Raw genomic sequence first — 15,343 nt, 5'->3', positions numbered from 1 at the left:
CCCTGCTACTGCCGTGCCATCGCGATCCGATAGCGATCCTCGGCGGTGATCAGATGGTTGTGGTCATCTTCGCCGACATCGATCTGCACCCAGTGGATGGTCCCGGTGAACGAGTTACCGGTCGCTCCGTACTCATGCGATGCCGGCGAGCCGGTGTCGCCGCCAACGTCACAGGCCTCGTCGGCGGAATAGCCCATCGGCTGGGTTTTCTCGACACGGCCTTTACCAACGGCCTTGCCGTCGTAGTAGAGCGTCACGTCGCCGCCTTTGGCGAGGCCTCCGCCGTCGTACTTGAACTCGACGCGCAACTGGTGATCACCCGCGGGGACTGCCTGGTCGGCGCCGATGATGTAGTACTCGATGCCGAAGAAGTTGTAGCAATACTTCAGCTTTCCTTCCTTGCAGTACAGCGTCCAGCCGCCGTACTCGCCGCCCTGCGTGACGATCACGCCTTCGGCCCCCTTCTCGGACACCGTTACCTGTGTAGTGACCGAGTACGACTTGTTCTTCAGCGTCAGTACGCATGCCTCGGTCACGCGCATGCCCTGGAACAGCACCTGCCTATTACCGGTAATCACCTGCGGTCGCCCGGCGATGTCAGGATTGACACGTTCGAACCCACGGTCGTCGAGGGGAACGACGTTGTATTTGGTGGCCTCGATTAGCCACAGGCGCTGCAACTCGGCGAGCTTCTGCGGATTCTTGGCGACGATATTGTTGGCCTGGGTCCAATCGTCGGGGCCGTATAGCTCCCACACGTCCTCGTCGAACGGCGGCGGCGGGTCGGCCTTCCAGGGCGTACGGTGACGAGTACAGGCGGTCCAGCCTTTCAGGTAGAGCCCGCGGTTTCCCATCATCTCGAAGTACTGGACGATGTGGTTTTCCTCCGCCTTGGCATCATTGAACGTCGGCACCATCGTGAACCCCTCGTAGGGCGCCTGGGTGATGCTGTTGACGATGGTGGGCTCAGGCAGGTGGCAGACTTCCAAGATCGTCTTGGCCACGTCGATGACGTGGTGGAACTGGTGGCGCAACTCGCCTTTACCCTTCACGCCATTGGGCCAGTGCACGATGAGGCCATTGCGGGTGCCGCCCCAGTGCGAGGCGATCTGCTTGGTCCACTGGTACGGCGTGCACAAGGCGTGCGCCCAGCCGACGGCGTAGTGGTTGTAGGCCTTGGGCGTGCCGAAGTCTTCGATCTTGCTGTGCAGGAACTCCGTCGTCTCGATGGCCGGCATGCCATTGAGTGTGGTCATTTCGTTGAAGCAGCCGTTGATGGTGCCCTCGGCCGAGGCGCCGTTGTCGCCGATCATCAGGTAGATCAGGGTGTCGTCCAGCAGGCCGAGGTCTTCGACCGCGGCGATTACCCGTCCGATCTCGTGATCGGTTTGCTCCATGAAGCCGGCGTAGATTTCCATCTGTCGGGCGAGCACCGGTTTCAGATCGGCGGGCATATCGTCCCAGGCGGGGATCTCGTCGTGGCGCTTGGTCAGCACCGCGTCCTTGGGGATCACGCCCAATGCCTTCTGCCGCGCGAATATTTCCTCGCGCAGTTTGTCCCAGCCGCCGTCGAACTTGCCCTTGTACTTATCCGACCATTCCTTCGGCACGTGGTGCGGCGCATGCGTCGCGCCTGGCGCGTAGTAGACGAAGAACGGCTTGTCCGGCATCAAGGCCTTCTGCTGCCGGATCCAGGTGACCGCACGCGTGGCAAGGTCGTTGTTGAGCGTGTAGCCCTCCTCCGGCGTCTTCGGCGGTTCCACCGCCTTGGTCCCTTCGTATAGGCCAGGGTAGTACTGGTTGGCCTCCCCTCCCACGAACCCGTAGAAGTGCTCGAAGCCCGAGCCGGTCGGCCATTGCGTGAACGGCCCGACGGGCGTGACTTCCCACAGCGCCACTTCGTGGCATTTGCCGAACTGCGCAGTGGAGAACCCGTTGAGCTTGAGGACCTCGGCCAGCGGCGCTTTGTCCTTCGGGCGCACACCGCTGTTGCCCGGTGCGGAGGTGCCCATCTCGGTGATGGCGCCCATGCCGACGGAATGGTGGTTGCGCCCGGTCAGCAGCGCTTGGCGCGTGGGGCTGCACAGTGCGGTGGTGTGGAAGCGCGTGTATTTGAGTCCATTGGCCGCGAGCTTCTCGAAATGCGGGGTGTTGCAAGGGCCGCCATAGGCCGACGACGAACCGAAGCCGGCGTCGTCGACGAGGATGATCAGCACGTTGGGTGCGGCCTTCGGCGGCCGCAGCGCCTTGATCGGCGGGTAGTTCGTGTTCGGATCTTTTGCGTCGTAGGTGGTGAGGCCAACGAACTTCGCGTCTGGAATGGGCAGGATCTGGCGCGGGATCGTATCGACGTTTTCGGGTGTCGCGTCCTTCTTGTTTGCCATGGCCACAGCTCCAGTGATGGGGCCCGTCAACGGTGCGATGAACGCGCCCGGACATGCCGTTAGGCTCGTCACTTTGCGCCGACGATCGTGAAGGTGGCCTTCAAGTTCGTTAAGGCCAGAGCCGTCGACACAGCCCTGCATATGCCCCGCTTCGGGTCGGAAGAAGTTTGCAGACAACAGCAGTCCGACCAATTCGCGAAGATCCTCTTCCACATGTAACCGGAATGGCTCGATCACCCACTGAACTTCGCTGACCTTTTCATGTGGCCTCGTGTTGAGAGCGGACATCAGCAGTCGACTCACCGCCACGCCCTGCCTCGTGCCCCCTATCGCCCGGATGCTGCCGCAGGGAATCACGAGCCGTGAACGGCACATCGCACACCCTTCGTGCTTCCGCCTTCGGCCAACGGGCCCGGGCATTGACATGGAGTCGGACATGGCCAGCAAGCGCGATGCGAAACCCATCACGGCAGGCACTCCCGAGACCCTGCCCCGTCCTGATTTCCACTTCACCGGCGAAGTGGGCCGCACGTACCTGGACTCCGACCCGGCGCAGTTTCCGCAGCCGGTCCAGCCGCCTGCAGGTGCGCCGAACATCGTCCTGATCCTGCTGGACGATGTCGGTTTCGGCCAGTTCAGCACGTTCGGCGGCGGCGTGCCGTCGCCGACGATGGACCGATTGGCCGCCGAGGGTCTGCGCTACAACTACTTCCACACCACCGCACTGTGCAGTCCCACGCGCGCCGCCCTCATCACCGGGCGCAACCATCATTCGACTTCCTTCGCGGGCATCACCGAACTGGCGACGGGCTACGACGGCTACTGCTGCGTGCTGCCGCGCAGCTGTGGAACGGTGGGCGAAGTGTTGCGCCAGAACGGCTACATGACCGCCTGGGTTGGCAAGAACCACAACACGCCGACGTGGGAGTTGAGTGCGGCCGGCCCGTTCGATCGCTGGGCGAACGGATTGGGGTTCGACTATTTCTACGGCTTCAATGCCGGCGACATGAACCACTGGAACCCGCTGCTGTTCGAGAACCGCGACCTCGTTCCGGCCTCGGACGACCCGGACTACCACCTCACCGAAGACCTCGCCGATCGCGCCATCGCCTGGGTTCGCAAAGCCAAGAGCATCGCGCCGGACAAGCCGTACTTCCTCTATGTGGCACCGGGTGCCACGCACGCGCCGCATCAGGCGCCGCAGTCGTGGATCGACCAGTTCAAGGGCCAGTTCGACATGGGCTGGGACGCCTACCGCGAGCAGACGCTGGAGCGCCAGAAGAAGCTCGGCGTGGTGCCGAAGGATACGAAGCTGACCAAACGCTCGCCAGGCCTGCCGGCGTGGGACGACCTCAACGCGGATCAGAAACGCCTGTATGCGCGGATGATGGAGGTGTTCGCCGCGTACGGCGCGCAGGTCGACGCAGCGATGGGACGCGTGATCGACGCGGTCAAGGCGCTGCCGGATGCCGACAACACGCTGATCATCTACATCGCCGGCGACAACGGCTCCAGCGCGGAAGGCGGGCTGGAGGGCTCGCTCAACGAGAACCTGTTCTTCAACGGGTTCCCCGAGAAGTGGGATGACAACCTGAAGGTCATCGACGAACTGGGCGGGCCAAAGCACTTCAATCACTTCCCTTCATCGTGGGCACACGCGATGAACACGCCGTTCCAGTGGACGAAGCAGGTGGCGAGCCATTTCGGTGGCACGCGCAATCCGATGATCATCAGCTGGCCGGAGCGCATCAAGGACAAGGGCGGCCTGCGCGACCAGTTCCTGCACGTGATCGACCTGGTGCCGACGATCTACGAGTTGTGCGGCGTTACCGCGCCTCGCGAGCTCAACGGCATTGAACAGAAAGACATAGAAGGCATCAGCTTCGCTTTCACGTTCGACGACGCCACGGCGCCGACGCGGCGGCGCACCCAGTACTTCGAACTGGGCTGCAACCGCGGGCTCTATCACGACGGCTGGATGGCTTCGGCGCCTTCGTTCGCGCCGTGGGAACCCAACCGCGACGAGAACTGGAATCCGGACTCGCAGGTCTGGGAGCTGTACAAGCTCGACGAGGACTTCTCGCAGGCGAACGACCTGGCCGGCAAGCACCCCGACAAGCTGCGCCAGCTGCAGGATCTGTGGTGGGTGGAGGCGTCGAAGTACAACGTGTTGCCGCTCGATTGGCGCGCCGTGATCCGCATGAACGCCGAAGCGATGGGACGCCCCAGCCTGGTCGGCAAGCGCACGAAGGCGACCTACTACGAAGGAATGCGCGCCCTGCCGGACGCGGCCTGCCTGCCGATGCTCAACAAGTCGTGGACGATCACGGCCGAGATCGAAGTGGGCGAGAACGCACAGGGCATGATCGTCACGCAAGGCGGATCTGAGGGCGGCTATGGGCTCTACCTGCGCGACGGCAAGCCCACCTTCGTCTACAACTATCTGGGCAGGGAACGGCCGACGTTCGCGGCCGATGCACCTCTTCCGAAGGGCAGGACGACGCTGGTCGTGGAGTTCGCGTACGACGGCGGTGGCATGGGCAAGGGCGGCAATGTGACGCTGAGAGCGAACGGCAAGCCCGTCGCGAGCGGGCGCCTTGAACAAACCGTGCCCATCCAGTTCTCGATTGGCGAAGGCCTGGACGTGGGCATGGACAACGGCTCGGCGGTCGACTGGACCTACCAGCTTCCCTTCAAGTTCACCGGCAGGATCCATCAGGTGACCGTCGAGATTCATCCCGAGAAAGGGGCGAAAGCGGCGACCTGAGGCTTGCACGTTCGCCTTGGGTCCAGAGCGGACATTAGCGTCCGCTATCGGCCAGAAGCGGACATAGACCAACGCCAGAATTAAGCTGAGCCGCGAAGCCGCTTCGGCTTGATAAATTGTCAGACCTGCTCACTGAGCAAACTCGACGGAGCAATGCCGAGGAGACGGATGTCTGAGTTAAGGACGCATGCTCCTGGACCTTGGTGGGTCGACGAGCTGCCAAGATTAGACGTAACGCCTGACCTGATCCCCACCGCATGGGAAGCCACGGCGTTGTGCTGTGCACACCAGCAGAAGAGGCCGGGCCACGAGCAGCGTCAGCTGCTGCGCTGTCTCGCACGCCAAAGGCAACACGCCAACGCGCCCTTCACTGGTGGGCGGACCGTGCACGTCTTCCATCGTTGTGTTGCGCAGTAGCGCGACTTTGCACGAACTCCGGAAAGGTCTCCCCTAGCGGCGCCGTGTCCGGCAAGATATAGAACACCCCGCCCCGCTCGAACGTCGGACCGATGATCTGCGCGTAAAATTCGGGCGAGACGTTGATGCAGCCATGGGTGATGCGGTTGTCGTCCGGCGAAGGCGATGCAAGGCGTTCGGGGCGCTTCTCGGCCGGGACGCCAGTAGCCGTAGGGTGCATGGAGACCGCGGAATCGTAGTCCACCCACAGGACGCGCCCAGCGTCGGTTGATGGGCCGAAACCGCCCACAAAGCGACCAGCAGGCGTCGTGCGATCCCGGCCCGGAATTTCGCGAAGCGCGAGACCGGTGATGCCGGGGGCCGAATGATCGCCGATCGCCGAACCAAAGAGCCCAGGCGCTGCGCCGCGAAGCCGGCCGTCGCCGCCGAACACCAATATCTGTGCAGCAGCCTTGTCGATAACCGCGAACGGATAGCCCTGGCTGTCCTTGGTTGCGGCAACCCAGCCCGCGAGCTCAATCACTGTGTTGGATACTTCTTGGCCTGGCGGAAGCTGGTCGACGGCGGCCACCGGTTGCGCGGCGGCATCCTCGGCGCTGGCCACGCCGAAGCTGGCGCACGCCAGCGCCAGCACCATCGCGCCACCATAAGCGGCCCGGATCGCAGGGTGTAGGCGCGTAACGATGGGACGATTCCTTGGGACAAAGACTGGGTGAAGAAAAAAGACCCGGTGACCCAACAGAGGCCACCGGGAAGGAGCTCATACCGTTCGTCAGAAATTGCGCAAGAGCGACTAACCGCGCGGCTTGCGGCGCGGCGACGTTTCGAGCTGCTGGACGCGGGTTTCCAATGAATCCAGCCGTTGGTTGGCCTGCTGCGCGGACTGATTGGCGGATTGCGCGGACTGATTGGCGGATTCGGCGCTCTGGGCTGCGCTCTGGACCTTCGCGTCGAGTGAATCGAGGCGCGAGTTGATCGTTGCAAACTCTTCCTTATAGGTGGCGCAGCCGCCAAGGCCCACGGCAGCGACGATCGCCACACCGAGCGTACGCGCCATCGCCAGATTTTGCTTGGTCATGAACATTCTCCTTCGTCTGGGATATCGGAAATATCGCGGATTTAAGCTGGTGAGCTCCGGCAGATTGCGTCCGAATACGTAAATGGATTGTGAAGGAGTGGCAACTCGCGAGTTGCGGCTTGAATCCCAAAATAGCGGGCCGTTTTTTGCACCGACCGATCTTCGAAGACTTTTTTCGACTCCTCCCACCTCATCAGTAAGGAAAGCTATACCGGCTCTCCTCCAATGCGTCTAGACGGTCGACATAGTCCCTCCCGGCATCACTACCGCACCGCGCGCAATGTCCGCTTCGGGTCGGAAGCGGCCATTAGCCGACTCGCCGCGGTGGACTGCCGATCTATGTCCGCCTCCGGCCAGAAGCAGTCATTCGCCGTCATGACAGCGCTCGGTCGGGGGCGCCCAGCACCGGCGCCTGAGGTCCATTGGTGACAAGCTTCGTGGCTATGGCGCGCTCATCCGCCGGGCATCGGTCCTTTCCGGTCGTCCCTGCGAGCGATGTGGGGCTGTACGCTGGCTGAAGGCCCGATCCCGGATCTTACGACGCCGCGTTACTGCCTGCGACGATGCGCGGCCTTGTTCATTTCCGGGGTATAGAAGCGATACGCCGAACGGCCATCGGCCTTGGCCTGGTAGAGCGCCAGGTCGGCCTGATCGAACAGCTCTTCCAATTCCTGTGCGGTCTGGGGAAAGACGCTTATCCCTATGCTTGCGCCGATCTGGATGGCTTCCTGATTGATGCTGAAGAGACGCGCCAGTTCCTCCATCAGATGCTCGGCCACAGAGCCGCCTTGTTCGGACGACTCCAAGTCGGGGAGCAGGACCACGAACTCGTCGCCCCCAAGCCGCCCGACAAAGTCCGTATCGCGCAACACCGAACGCATCCGATGGGCGGCCTGCTGCAACAGCGCATCCCCTGCCGCATGGCCACGGCTGTCGTTTACTTCCTTGAAGTGATCCAGGTCCAGAAGGAGCAGGGCAAGGAGACTGTGATGTCGCTCGGCCGATGCTCGCATATCGACAAAGCGATGCTGGAACTCCATGCGGTTTGGCAAGCCGGTCAGGCTGTCCTCAAGTGCCTGCCGGGATGTTTCATCGCCGGTTGCCTTCTCTGCAGTGGCGTCGCGAAGGATCTTGACGAAGCCCAGCAGTTCATCGGCACGGCTGCGGACCGGGTAGAGCATGCCATCGGCCCAGAACAGCGAACCATCCTTTCGCATGTGCCATCGAAAATCGCCGGCGAATCCTCGTTCAAGCGCCTTCTTCATTTCCTCTTCCGGCACCCTGTGAGCCCGGTCGTCAGGCGTGAAAAGGACACGTATATCGTTGCCGACGATCTCCTCGTTCTCATACTGGAAGATGTTCTGGGCGCCCCGATTCCACAGCCAGACCATGCCGTTGAGGTCAGTGACGATGATCCCGTGCTGGCTCGGGCTATCGAAGATGGTTTGCAGAAGCTCGGTCGCGTCCACTCAAACGTACATACGACATCCCCCGGCAGTGGCATGTGAAACCACTTCATGGGATCGGACAGGCGTATCGCCGGCTTCCATTCCCAGACTTAACAGGGCGGCGCTGAGTTCGCCGGGAGAGGCGGGACATGTCGGACGTCTGCCATGGTCGAAAGTGGCAACCGTTTGAAAAGTGGCCATCGTTTGAAATGCTGTTGATGCCAACGGTCGGCGGTAGATGGCAGCGGTCAGCGCTTCCGTTGGAGGGCGCACTGACTGCGATAGTCAATGCCGCTTCAGCATCTCGTCTCGAGCCTGTTCCGCGCGCGAGGCGCCGATTGCAGTCTCCACTTTCTTGACTTCCTCCGGCGGCGGAATCACGGCAGGGAAGCCCAATGAGTCAATCCACAGTTCACGCGCCCAACCCATGGTGTGATACAGATGATGGTCCTCGTCATTCTCGACGGCGTCGTACGCCATCTTTAGCAGTCGCGCGTAGTCGCTCTTGGCATGTTTTGCAACGTGGCCGATCAACTCCCAGTTCTGGTGATCCTTGGTTTCGGCGAGGACCACGCACTCTGCAGCCACAAGTTCAGCGGCGGCAGGATCGCCTCCCTTGATCGCCATCTCGATCGCAGTAACCAGCGCCTTGCCAAGGTGCGACACGACCGAACGGCCAGCACTCTGCGCCTCGGTGTCGATGTCAAGTTCACCGAAAACGCGGGTGAGCACCTCTTCGTGGGTCCTCGTCTGGTCCAGGTATTCCTGCCATTCCTTCTTGAGTTCAGGGTTCTTGGCCGCACGAATTGCCGCAGTGTAAACCTGGATGCCACCGCGCTCCGTTTCCAGTGCCTGCAGAAGCAGTTCGTGTAGCTGTGCCTGATCGAACGTTGATGTACGTGCCATGATTGAGTCCGTTGGTGAATAACGGAATCACTTATAGAGACGCGTGTGTTCATGGGCTGCGAAGGCGTCGATGGATCGTCGCACGACCGCTCATTCATGGAGCCACGTGTGAACGCAGGCCATGGACTAATGTGAGCGCCACTGAAATCGAATCAGCGTCAATCGATGCGCTTCACGCCGCTGTGCGAAGCGCGTGGTCAAGGTGATCGCTCAACCGGTGCCTTTGGCGTCAGGTAAACCAGGAACCAACAAAGTACGGCTGCTTACTTGCGGCTCATGATGTCAGCCAAGGCTATTCCGCGAGCGGCGAGCACCTTTGCGGCTTCCTCGTCGGAGGCGATGCGATGCTGCAGTGAGCGACATCGCTCGATGCCAGCCGTCGTCAGCGCGAGGAACGCGCCTTCCCTGTCCACCAATCCGCCTTCGACGAGACGGTCGAGCAGCGCGGAGGCCCTGTCATCGAGGGAGAGGTTCTGGTCGATGCGCAGCAGGCATTCGAGTAGGTCGAGATCCTGAGTCCCCATGTTCCTGACGATACCGGAATAGCGATCCACCTTTTCCATACGCCACCAACGGATACGACCAGGAGAGCGTAGCGCTGCCCCGCATCCGACGCCATCCTAAGACGTTGGCGAAAGCACCGCGCCCGTCGCCAATCGGATGCGTCCACCCATCAGAAGGTTCCAGGGACTGCAGGACTCGGAAGCCGACGTCTGTCGCCAACCGGCGACCACCCTGGCCCAAGTGTCCGCTTCCGGCCAGAACCGGACATTCACACTCATCGAACGCAGGCGGGCGCATTCACGTCCGGTCATCCTCCAGCGGAGGCACTGATGGCAAGTAGGCCCTCGTCGCGTCGCTAGCGTTTCGACACCGGGACATGGTCCAGCGGCGCGCCGGCCGGGATCGGCGGCTCACGCTTCACGCTGCGGGCGAAATCCCCAAGAATCTTCGCGAAATGCACGCCCACCCAGGAATGCAGGTAGGGCAGATCGAATGCTTCCCGTTCCCCCGGGTCGGTCATCAGGTTGATCAGATACGGCGAGGCCAGCTTTTGCGCCGGCTCGGTCAGCGTCTTCTGGGAATACATCGCCAGCTTGAAGTTCTGCCATTTCACGCCGTAGAGCACGTCGCCCATCCAGTAGGGAAAGCCCTCGCGAGCGGATGTCTCCTGCCGTCCCTCCAGGAAATCGCGCTGGTCGACGCCGTCGATGACCCGATCCTGCGGCGCATCCGTTCCGGCCCATCGCAATAGCGTGGTGTACATGTCGGTGATGTGCACGATCTCGTTGCTCTTCGCGCCGACCGGAACTCTGCCCGGATAACGCACCACGCAGGGCGTCCTCAGCGAACCTTCCATCCCGGTGAAGTAGGAGCCCGCGAAGAACCCGGAATGGCCGCGCCACAGCTGTACTTCTTCGGGACCGTTGTCTCCGGAAAAGACGACGATGGTGTCGTCCGCGATGCCCAACTCATCCAGGTAATCGAGCATCGTGCCGAAATCGGCATCGAGCTGAAGCAGGCAGTCCGCCCAGTCTCCCTGTCCGGATTTTCCCTTGAACTCCAGCCGCGGAATCGTCGGAAGGTGCATCAACGAGTGGTTGAAGTAGAGGAAGAATGGCGCCTTCGCATCCACGCTGCGCTTGATGAAGTCCTTGCTGCGGGCAAGGAACTCTGTGTCGATATCCCGGCGGACATCCAGCGTCAGTTGCGCAACCGGATAGACCTGTTCTCCCTTGCGCCCCTCCATGACATGGCTGACCAGGTCGCGAGCCGGGTCGTACCAGGGGTCGTCGAGCCACAGGCTTTCATCCCAGGTCCTGGGAATGCCATACCACTCGTCGAAACCATGGTCGATCGGCCAGCGTCCCTCGGATGCGCCGATGTGCCATTTGCCCATGCAGGCAGTCGCGTAGCCGTGTTCCGACAGTACATCGCCCATGGTCCTTTCCCAGGCCACGAGTCCACCCTCGCTGCCGGCCATGGCGACGGTGTGATTCCCCGAGCGGATGGCATAGCGGCCGGTCATCAGGGCGGAGCGCGATGGCGTGCACTGCGCCTCCGGTGCAAAGTTGAGGAGCATCTTGCCCTCACCGGCGAATGCGTCGATGCGCCGGGTATCCGCCCCGCGGAGGATGCCACCGCCGTAGCATCCGAGCTCACCAAAGCCGAGGTTGTCGACCAGGAAATAGACGATGTTCGGTCCTTTCTCGCTCATCGATCGCCTCCGGAAGGGCGCACTGGGAGTGCTACAGGCATCTTTGCGGCAATGCGTTTGGAAAGTGCCCAGGACCGGGTTGAATTGACGTGAAGGTAACGCCCGGGAGTGCATTTTTTCGCGTGCGTTCTTGTTCCACAGGAAGTTCGAAATGGGAACGAAAAAGCACGACGACCGGCCCGGCGCTCCTTTGTTGTCAGACATCCTGCCGATGCCCCAGCCTCGCTTCAAAGGACGCATCGGCAACACCTACTCCGACGCCGACGCCGACGCCCACGCCCACGCCGAAGTCATTTCGCTACCGGTTCGATGTCAAGAACCGACTCCAAGGCGATCCGTTCATGGTGTTGGCCAGCATCGAGTTCTGACCATCGGGCATACGTCTTCAGATAACGAATGTCCGCTTCGGGTCGAAAGCGGACGTTAGCCCCGGCCCCGGCGCCCGGGTAACCCCGATGTCCGCTACCGGCCAGGAGCGGACATTCGCGATCGCGGGCACAATCACTCGGGCAACTTCAGCTTCCTGAGAAACGCCTTGTAGCGCGGATCGCCGACGAGCCCGCGCATCAGCCGGTCGCACTTGATCTCCGGTACGCCGGCGTCGCGCTGGGCATAGGCGCGTTCGAGCCACTCGAACGCCAGGGCGGCCTCGCCGCGGAAGGCGTGTACTTCGGCGATCTGATAGGCAGAGTCCCCGGCGTACTTGTCCTTCAGGGCCGCCAGCGCCGCGTCGGACTCGCCGCGCCGGCCGAGCGCGTGAAATACGAGCGGCAATCCCGCGAGCCGCCAACCCTCGTCCGTCTCCTGCTGCATTTCCCGCAGCGCGGCGTCGGTCTTGCCCTGCAGGAGCAGGGCCAACCCGATCGTCCGGTGCCGGGCGGCTCCGTCGGGATCGAGTTCCAGGGCCTTGCGGAATGCGGCCTCGGCCTCCGAGTCGCGCTCGACTGCCAGAAACAGGTAGCCGAGGTAGGTGTAGGAATTCGGCCGCAGCGGGTCGCGCTCGATGGCCTTGTGCATCAGGTCGATCGCTTCGTCCCAGTGTCCGAGGTTGCCCGCCAGCCAGCCGCCGTGCCTGAGGGCCTCGGCGTTGCCGGGTTCGAGGTCGAGTGCTGTGCGATAGCTGGCGTCCGCGGCCGCCCAGTCCAAGTCGTGAGAGAGCTGGATCCAGCCCATCGCCAGGTGCGCGTCGACGAGTTGCGGATCGAGCGCCAGCGCCTTCTCCGCGGCCCCGCGCGCTTGTCGATGGCCGTCCGCGATCGGCAGGAAACCGCCGTCGGCTTGCCGCGCGTATGCCTGCGACAACCCTGCCCAGGCCGGGGCATAGCCGGGATCGCGCTCACGCGACCGCTGGAAGTAATCGACCGCACGCTCCAGGTCCTCCTTGCTACGCCGTCCGACGAAGAAACGTCCCTGCAAGGCGAGGTTGTAGGCCTCCGGGTCCGTCGGCCTCGAACGCGTCGCCGACGTCGTGCCGAGCAGGGTCAGCTTCAGCGCCTTGACCACTTCGCCGGCTATGTCGTCCTGCACGACGAAGATGTCATCGAGCGTGCGATCGTAGGTCTGCGACCAGACGTGGTAGCCGTCCGACGCCTTGATCAGCTGCGCCGTGATGCGGACCTTGTTGCCTGACCTGCGCACGCTGCCTTCGAGCACGTGCGAGACATTGAGCTTGCGCGCCACGTCCTGCAGGTCGACCTTCTCGCCCTTGAACTTGAAGGCCGAGGTGCGCGCGGCCACCCGCAGGTCGGGGATCTTGGCCAGCAGGTTGAGCAGTTCCTCCGACAGGCCATCGGCGAAATATTCCTGGTCCTTGCCCTCGCTCATGTCCGCGAACGGGAGCACTGCGATGGACTTCGTCGCGGCAAGGACGGGCGCGCTCGCGCTCGGCGCACCTGCTTGCGTCGCGCCGGGGTTGGGCGCTGCACGCGGAACGAATCGCTCGGCGACGATCATCACGATAGCGATCGCCGCCAGGGCGCCGATCAGATAGTTGATCTTCCGGCCGGTCTCCCGGGTGATGGATTGGTGGCGTTCGACTTCGTGTTCGCGCTTCAGGCCCTCCGGCGTCAGCTCGTAGACCCAGGAGAAGATCAGCACCAGGGGAAAACCGAGCACAAGCAATCCGAGAACCAGCTTGCCGGCCCAGGTCGGCAGATCGAGGAGGCCGAAGAGCACCTCCGCGACCTGCAGGATGAGCCAGGCCGCGAGGCCATACAGCACGGCGACACGCACCACGTTGCGACGCTTCAGCTCCGCGAATACGGACATGTCTCCACCCTCAAGCGCCACGTTGGCAGACCGCCCCTGCGGGAGCGTCCGAATGTCGCTTCGAAATCCGCGAACGTCTCCGAGGGGCCGAAGCGGCCAAGCGGGTTGTGTCGAGGTCTTCTGCAATCGATCCCGGCGCCGGCGAACCTTCGACCGGGACGCACGGCTCGTTCGCGAATGTCACCTCCCTGCGGCAAGGCCCCGGGCCCACTCTATCCGTGCCCGAGCCTGCGTCCGGCTAACAAGCCGGCGAATAACCGGACCAAGCGCGACCGCACGAACTGCAGACCGAATGTCCGCAATGGGTCGGTAGCGGCCATCGGGCAGCCCCCTGGGCATTTGAGGCATGTTCGAACCTCCCACCCTGGAGTCCGACATGCAGAACGCTGGCGCTAACCCAGTCCCTTGGAACAAGGACAAGCTTGTGGGCCGCAAGGCTCCGTTGAAGGCCCAATCCGTACCGGGAGACGACAGCGCAGCACGTTGAAGGCGTGGCCGCGTCCATTGATTGCGGCCACGCTCTCCCGGTCGTCCGAGGGATCAGTTCGTCGGCTTGGACGCCGACGCCACGACGTCGCGGATTGCGTCCGCGACCGCCTTCGGATCCTCCCGATGGATGTTGTGGCCCGTCGCCAAATACTGGTGTTTGCCACGGGAGAAGCTGGCAAACAGGGCTGCATGCTGGGCCTTCCAGATGGCTTTGCCCTGGGCCGTTTCCTCCAACACCATCGGATCAGCCGCGATCTGCGTCGAGGTCAGCAGCGCCACCGGAAGGTCGGGCATCGCACGTGCAGACGCAGCGTCGGCGCTGTCCAGCTGTTGGATAAGCAACCGGTAATCCGCACCCATCGCCGGCGGCAGCATGCCGAGCAGCGCCTTGTCGTCGGCGAGCACGCGATTGCGGTCAGCCGCCATGTACGCGCGGCGCTGGCTCATCGTCGCGGGGTCGACGAGGACCAATGCGGCAATGCGCTCCGGATGCTGCTTCGCGAACTCGGTCACGAGCAGGCCGCCATAAGAGTGACCGACGAGCACGACTTTGCGGCCCGGCGCGAGCGAGTCGATCATCGCACCCAGATCTTCGACATGTGCCTGGATTGTCTTGGTCTTGCCGTCCGTCCCGGACTTGCCCAGCCCGGCGCGTGCATACGCGACACAATGGCACTGCTCGCCGAGATCAGCGATGACGGCTTTCCACACGCCCGCGCCCTGGCCGAAACCCGACTCGAAGACGACGTCCACGGGGCCATTGCCGGTTTGCTCGGCCTTCAGCACGTAGCCGTGGCGTTGCACCGGCGCCTCACCTGCATGCGCAACCGTTGCAGCCATTATCGTCGTTGCCAGCAGCACTGCCTTGAACGTCAATCCCATGCATTGCATCTCCGTGTTTGCACCAGCGGGAGTGCCCGTGCATGCGCGGAAGCATAAGTGCGGACGACACTCCTATCCCATGCCATGAGACATGGCTACGCGAATGAATTGGTGGTGCCGGTCAATGCGAGCAATGTTGCGGGGTCGCTGGTGCCAGCGTCGTGCGCTTCGCTCCGGTGGCTCTTGTGCGTCCGCTGCCGCACGATCGGGTACCTGCGCTGCACTCTCAAAGTCGAACATGCCGATGTCCGCCGCTCGGATCAGCCTCGGAGACGGCCAGATTGCGTCCGCTTCTGGCCGATAGCAGACGTTCGGCCCGCCGTAGCGCTGAACTCGAAGTGATGACCGCTATCGGCCAGAGGCGGTCAGTGATAGAGCACGTGCAAGTGCAACGGCGGGTTGCGTTGCACAAGGCCGTTGCAACCTGCGGCGGTAGACGGACGCGCAGGCCGGCACTGGCTCACACCCCGACGACGAGCCCTCTGT

Annotated in this window: 10 protein-coding genes; 1 reads left to right on the top strand and 9 read right to left on the bottom strand. The window is 62.9% G+C overall.

From position 1 onward, the window contains the following. Window positions 1–5: 5 nt before the first annotated feature. The gene (locus J2X06_RS05480) at window positions 6–2,849 is read right to left on the bottom strand and encodes an arylsulfatase (protein WP_310061261.1); all 2,844 of its coding nucleotides are present in this window, start codon (window positions 2,847–2,849) and stop codon (window positions 6–8) included. Between J2X06_RS05480 and J2X06_RS05475 the strand changes: the two genes are divergently transcribed. Continuing rightward, window positions 2,821–5,151 carry an arylsulfatase gene (locus tag J2X06_RS05475; protein WP_310059288.1) on the top strand — a complete coding sequence of 777 codons (2,331 nt, stop codon included), beginning with the start codon at window positions 2,821–2,823 and terminating at the stop codon, window positions 5,149–5,151. The genes J2X06_RS05480 and J2X06_RS05475 overlap by 29 nt on opposite strands. 367 nt (window positions 5,152–5,518) lie before the next feature. Here J2X06_RS05475 and J2X06_RS05470 read toward each other — a convergent pair whose 3' ends face one another. The 8 genes from J2X06_RS05470 to J2X06_RS05435 form a co-directional block, all read right to left on the bottom strand. Beyond that, a complete protein-coding gene (locus tag J2X06_RS05470) occupies window positions 5,519–6,205 on the bottom strand; it encodes a hypothetical protein (RefSeq protein ID WP_310059285.1) in 687 nt (228 codons plus the stop codon). A gap of 156 nt (window positions 6,206–6,361) precedes the next feature. After that, window positions 6,362–6,652, bottom strand: coding sequence for a hypothetical protein (locus tag J2X06_RS05465; protein ID WP_310059282.1), 291 nt, complete (start codon window positions 6,650–6,652; stop codon window positions 6,362–6,364). 542 nt (window positions 6,653–7,194) lie between these two features. Continuing rightward, complete coding sequence (locus J2X06_RS05460; protein ID WP_310059279.1) at window positions 7,195–8,115, bottom strand: sensor domain-containing diguanylate cyclase; 921 nt, start codon at window positions 8,113–8,115, stop codon at window positions 7,195–7,197. A 264-nt stretch (window positions 8,116–8,379) separates the two neighbouring features. Continuing rightward, a complete protein-coding gene (locus J2X06_RS05455) occupies window positions 8,380–9,000 on the bottom strand; it encodes a DUF892 family protein (RefSeq protein ID WP_310059276.1) in 621 nt (206 codons plus the stop codon). Window positions 9,001–9,263: 263 nt separating this feature from the next. Next, window positions 9,264–9,563, bottom strand: a complete 300-nt coding sequence (locus J2X06_RS05450; RefSeq protein WP_310059274.1) for a hypothetical protein — start codon at window positions 9,561–9,563, stop codon at window positions 9,264–9,266. Between the two features lie 296 nt (window positions 9,564–9,859). Further along, window positions 9,860–11,458, bottom strand: a complete 1,599-nt coding sequence (locus J2X06_RS05445) for an arylsulfatase (protein WP_310059272.1) — start codon at window positions 11,456–11,458, stop codon at window positions 9,860–9,862. Window positions 11,459–11,719: 261 nt separating this feature from the next. Then, on the bottom strand, window positions 11,720–13,453 hold the full coding sequence (locus tag J2X06_RS05440) for a tetratricopeptide repeat protein (RefSeq protein ID WP_310059269.1): 1,734 nt from the start codon (window positions 13,451–13,453) through the stop codon (window positions 11,720–11,722). Window positions 13,454–14,026: 573 nt separating this feature from the next. Further along, window positions 14,027–14,857, bottom strand: coding sequence for an alpha/beta fold hydrolase (locus tag J2X06_RS05435; RefSeq protein ID WP_310059266.1), 831 nt, complete (start codon window positions 14,855–14,857; stop codon window positions 14,027–14,029). Between the last annotated feature and the right edge of the window lie 486 nt (window positions 14,858–15,343).

This window comes from Lysobacter niastensis, from assembly GCF_031457115.1.
In the GTDB taxonomy this organism is placed as follows: Bacteria; Pseudomonadota; Gammaproteobacteria; order Xanthomonadales; family Xanthomonadaceae; genus Lysobacter_J; species Lysobacter_J niastensis_A.
The sequence above is the reverse complement of the archived record's forward strand: the minus strand, read 5'-3'. Positions and strand labels throughout refer to the sequence as shown.

Coding starts and splice junctions, on each gene's coding strand:
- J2X06_RS05475 (WP_310059288.1), top strand. CDS start 2,821: ATGGCCAGCAAGCGCGATGCGAAACCCATCACGGCAGGCACTCCCGAG.
- J2X06_RS05480 (WP_310061261.1), bottom strand. CDS start 2,849: ATGGGTTTCGCATCGCGCTTGCTGGCCATGTCCGACTCCATGTCAATG.
- J2X06_RS05470 (WP_310059285.1), bottom strand. CDS start 6,205: ATGGTGCTGGCGCTGGCGTGCGCCAGCTTCGGCGTGGCCAGCGCCGAG.
- J2X06_RS05465 (WP_310059282.1), bottom strand. CDS start 6,652: ATGTTCATGACCAAGCAAAATCTGGCGATGGCGCGTACGCTCGGTGTG.
- J2X06_RS05455 (WP_310059276.1), bottom strand. CDS start 9,000: ATGGCACGTACATCAACGTTCGATCAGGCACAGCTACACGAACTGCTT.
- J2X06_RS05450 (WP_310059274.1), bottom strand. CDS start 9,563: ATGGAAAAGGTGGATCGCTATTCCGGTATCGTCAGGAACATGGGGACT.
- J2X06_RS05445 (WP_310059272.1), bottom strand. CDS start 11,458: ATGCGTCCTTTGAAGCGAGGCTGGGGCATCGGCAGGATGTCTGACAAC.
- J2X06_RS05435 (WP_310059266.1), bottom strand. CDS start 14,857: ATGGGATTGACGTTCAAGGCAGTGCTGCTGGCAACGACGATAATGGCT.